The organism is Acinetobacter sp. UBA6526, assembly GCF_002434875.1.
In the GTDB taxonomy this organism is placed as follows: domain Bacteria; phylum Pseudomonadota; class Gammaproteobacteria; order Pseudomonadales; family Moraxellaceae; genus Acinetobacter; species Acinetobacter venetianus.
In genome coordinates, this window is record NZ_DJLC01000107.1 from 1,834 (window position 1) to 4,940 (window position 3,107).

General features: G+C 39.7%; 3 protein-coding genes. All 3 read left to right on the forward strand.

Features of this window, described 5'->3' with window-relative positions; genetic code table 11:
• Positions 1–1,180, forward strand: a 1,180-nt coding sequence (locus tag B4237_RS07100) for an aconitase family protein (RefSeq protein ID WP_286942453.1), incomplete at its 5' end; no start/stop codon positions are given.
• A gap of 105 nt (positions 1,181–1,285) precedes the next feature.
• Positions 1,286–2,485 carry an MFS transporter gene (locus tag B4237_RS07105; protein WP_286942455.1) on the forward strand — a complete coding sequence of 400 codons (1,200 nt, stop codon included), beginning with the start codon at positions 1,286–1,288 and terminating at the stop codon, positions 2,483–2,485.
• A 60-nt stretch (positions 2,486–2,545) separates the two neighbouring features.
• Positions 2,546–3,107 (forward strand): tRNA threonylcarbamoyladenosine dehydratase (locus B4237_RS07110; RefSeq protein ID WP_286942457.1); only part of this gene is annotated, 562 nt, incomplete at its 3' end.

Sequence of the window (3,107 nt, forward strand, 5' to 3'; positions counted from 1 at the left end):
CACCACCTGTATTGGTAACTCAGGGCCTTTACCTGACCCAATTGAAGAAGCCATTCAATGTCATGATTTAAATGTCGCATCGGTACTGTCTGGAAACCGTAATTTTGAAGGTCGTGTTCATCCTTTGGTGAAAACTAACTGGCTTGCTTCACCGCCTTTGGTGGTTGCTTATGGATTGGCTGGAAACATTCGAACGGATCTGACCTCTGAACCACTTGGACAAGGCAAAGATGGACAGAATATTTACCTGAAAGATATTTGGCCAACACAGGCTGAAATCGATCAAGTGTTACAACAAGTGAATACCTCAATGTTCCATAAGGAATATGCTGCTGTATTTGATGGTGATGCCACATGGCAAGCGATTCAGATCCCGAAAAGTCAGACTTATGCATGGCAAAGTGACTCAACTTATATTCGTCATCCACCATTCTTTGAGGAAATTAATCAACCACCAAAAGCGATTACTAATATTGATCAGGCTCGTATCCTCGCGGTGTTGGGTGATTCCGTAACAACAGACCATATTTCTCCCGCAGGGAATATTAAAAAAGACAGTCCTGCAGGGCGCTATTTGCAAGATCAAGGCGTAACACCGAAAGACTTTAACTCATATGGTTCTCGCCGTGGAAATCATGAAGTAATGATGCGTGGTACTTTTGCCAACATTCGAATTAAAAATGAAATGTTGGGTGGAGAAGAAGGTGGCAATACCATTCACATTCCAAGTGGTGAAAAGCTTGCCATTTATGATGCATCTATGCGTTATCAGCAAGAAAATACACCTTTAGTGATTGTTGCGGGTAAAGAGTATGGTACGGGTTCATCTCGTGACTGGGCTGCAAAAGGTACCAATCTACTTGGGATCAAAGCGGTGATTGCTGAAAGTTTTGAACGAATCCATCGCTCTAATTTGGTTGGAATGGGTGTACTTCCATTACAGTTTGTTGATGGTCAAACGCGTCAGTCTTTAAACTTAACGGGGCGTGAGACACTTTCTATACATGGTCTTTCTGATGATATTCAACCGCATCAAACTCTAAATGTCAGTGTCGTTCGAGAAGATGGTAGCCAAGCTGAGTTTAAAGTGCTTTGCCGAATCGATACATTAAACGAAGTCGAATACTTCAAAGCAGGCGGTATTTTACATTATGTATTGCGGAATTTAATTGCTGTTTAAAATCGGTAATGTATTGTTTTCTAAAAGATGAAAGTTAGACTTTCATCTTTTTTTATATCAATTGCTTTATTTTCAGATTAATGTATTGATGCTTAATGAAATGGGATGATCATTTTGAATCAGTTACCTAAATATGTGTATTTTTTACTCGTTGCTCAAGCATTTAACTTGATTGCAGCGGTACTTTCCGTGACTGTTTCAGCGATTGTTGGACTTAAACTTGCCCCGACACAAGCTCTAGCAACGATCCCTTATGGTTTACAGTTTTTAGCTATTTTATTAACAACCTTTATCTTTTCTTTTTTGATGAAAAAATTAGGTCGTCATTTAGTATTTCAGCTTGGTGTCTTGTGTTTATTTGGTGCGGGAGTCTTGGGTTATTTTGCGCTAACGACTGAACAATTTTATTTGCTTTGTCTGAGCCATTTTTGCTTAGGTTTATTTATTTCTACCGCTAACTTTTATCGTTTTGCTGCCTCAGATCGTCTGTCACCTGAATTAATTCCTAAGGCGACTGCAATGGTGATCTCAGGTGGGGTAGTCGCTGCATTGATTGCACCAGTTTTAGCAATTCAGTTTCAACAGGTGAGTAGCTTACCAGATTTCACCTTTATCTATTTAATTTTCAGTATATTAGCAGTGGTGTTGTCGCCGATACTTTATTTTTGGAATAACAAACAGAAACAACCACACGCCCAACAAAGCGTAATAGCATCTGTTCAACGAGCAAAACTACCATTCAATAGGATTGTGATCGCGATCATGAGTGGCGCATTTGCCTTTTACATTATGAATGTCATGATGATCATGTCATCTTTACATTTAAAAGAACATCATTCGTTTCATTACGCTTCAATTTCGATTCAGTTGCATGTTTTAGCGATGTTTATTCCTTCTTTTTTCGTCTCTAAGCTGATTCAACGTTTTGGGATCAATACGATGATTTATATTGGTTTTGGCTTATTGATGTTGTCATCTTTTATTCCGATGTTAGGGCAAGCGGGAGTCTATATTAATATTGCGTTAATCGTACTCGGTATAGGATGGAATTTTGCATACTCAGGGGCTTCAACTTTACTTGCTGGTTTAGATGAGCAACAGAAACATCGTGTACAAGGATTGAATGAGACAATAATTGCTTTATTTGCAACATTAGGCGCATTTTTACCAGCGCCGATTTTAACCAGTCTCGGTTGGAGCAATGCCAATTTACTCGCGTTATCACTTACATTTATTGTGTTAGTCTTTTTGATTGTATTGAGTAAAAAGCAACAGCACAGCCAAGCGAATGCATCATCGTTATAGCCCAAATGATGATAAACACGTTAAAATAGTGGTTTGACTCAAGCTATAGAATTTCCTGTGATGACTGATCTCCAAAATGATGAATATGACCGCCGTTTTGCGGGTGTAGCCAAGATTTATGGAGAAGACTCATTTGCGCACTATGAGAAAAGTCATGTCATGGTGATTGGAATTGGTGGTGTGGGCAGTTGGGCGGTTGAATCGCTTGCTCGGACAGGAATCGGGGAGTTGACCTTGGTTGATATGGATGTTGTTGCTGCATCGAATATTAATCGCCAATTACCTGCAATGACTTCGACGCTTGGACAAGAAAAAATTGAGGTGATGGCTGAGCGTTGTCGTCAGATTAACCCAAGAATTAAAGTCAATGTGATTGATGATTATCTAACACCAGACAATGTGAAGGACATACTGAATGTTGTACCTGATATCATTTTAGACTGTATTGACGATGTTAAAGCCAAGCTTGCTTTGATGCTGCATTGTCGCTTTAACAAGATTCCATTGATCGTATCGGGTGGAGCTGGCGGTAAGCTTGATCCTTTGAAAATTCGTGTTGCGGATTTATCTAAAACTGAACAAGATCCAATGCTCGCGAAGCTGAGAGCACAACTTCGCTCGA

Bases quoted from the DNA above. Each gene is read 5' to 3' on its own strand.
- B4237_RS07105 (WP_286942455.1), top strand. From the start codon at position 1,286: ATGATCATTTTGAATCAGTTACCTAAATATGTGTATTTTTTACTCGTT.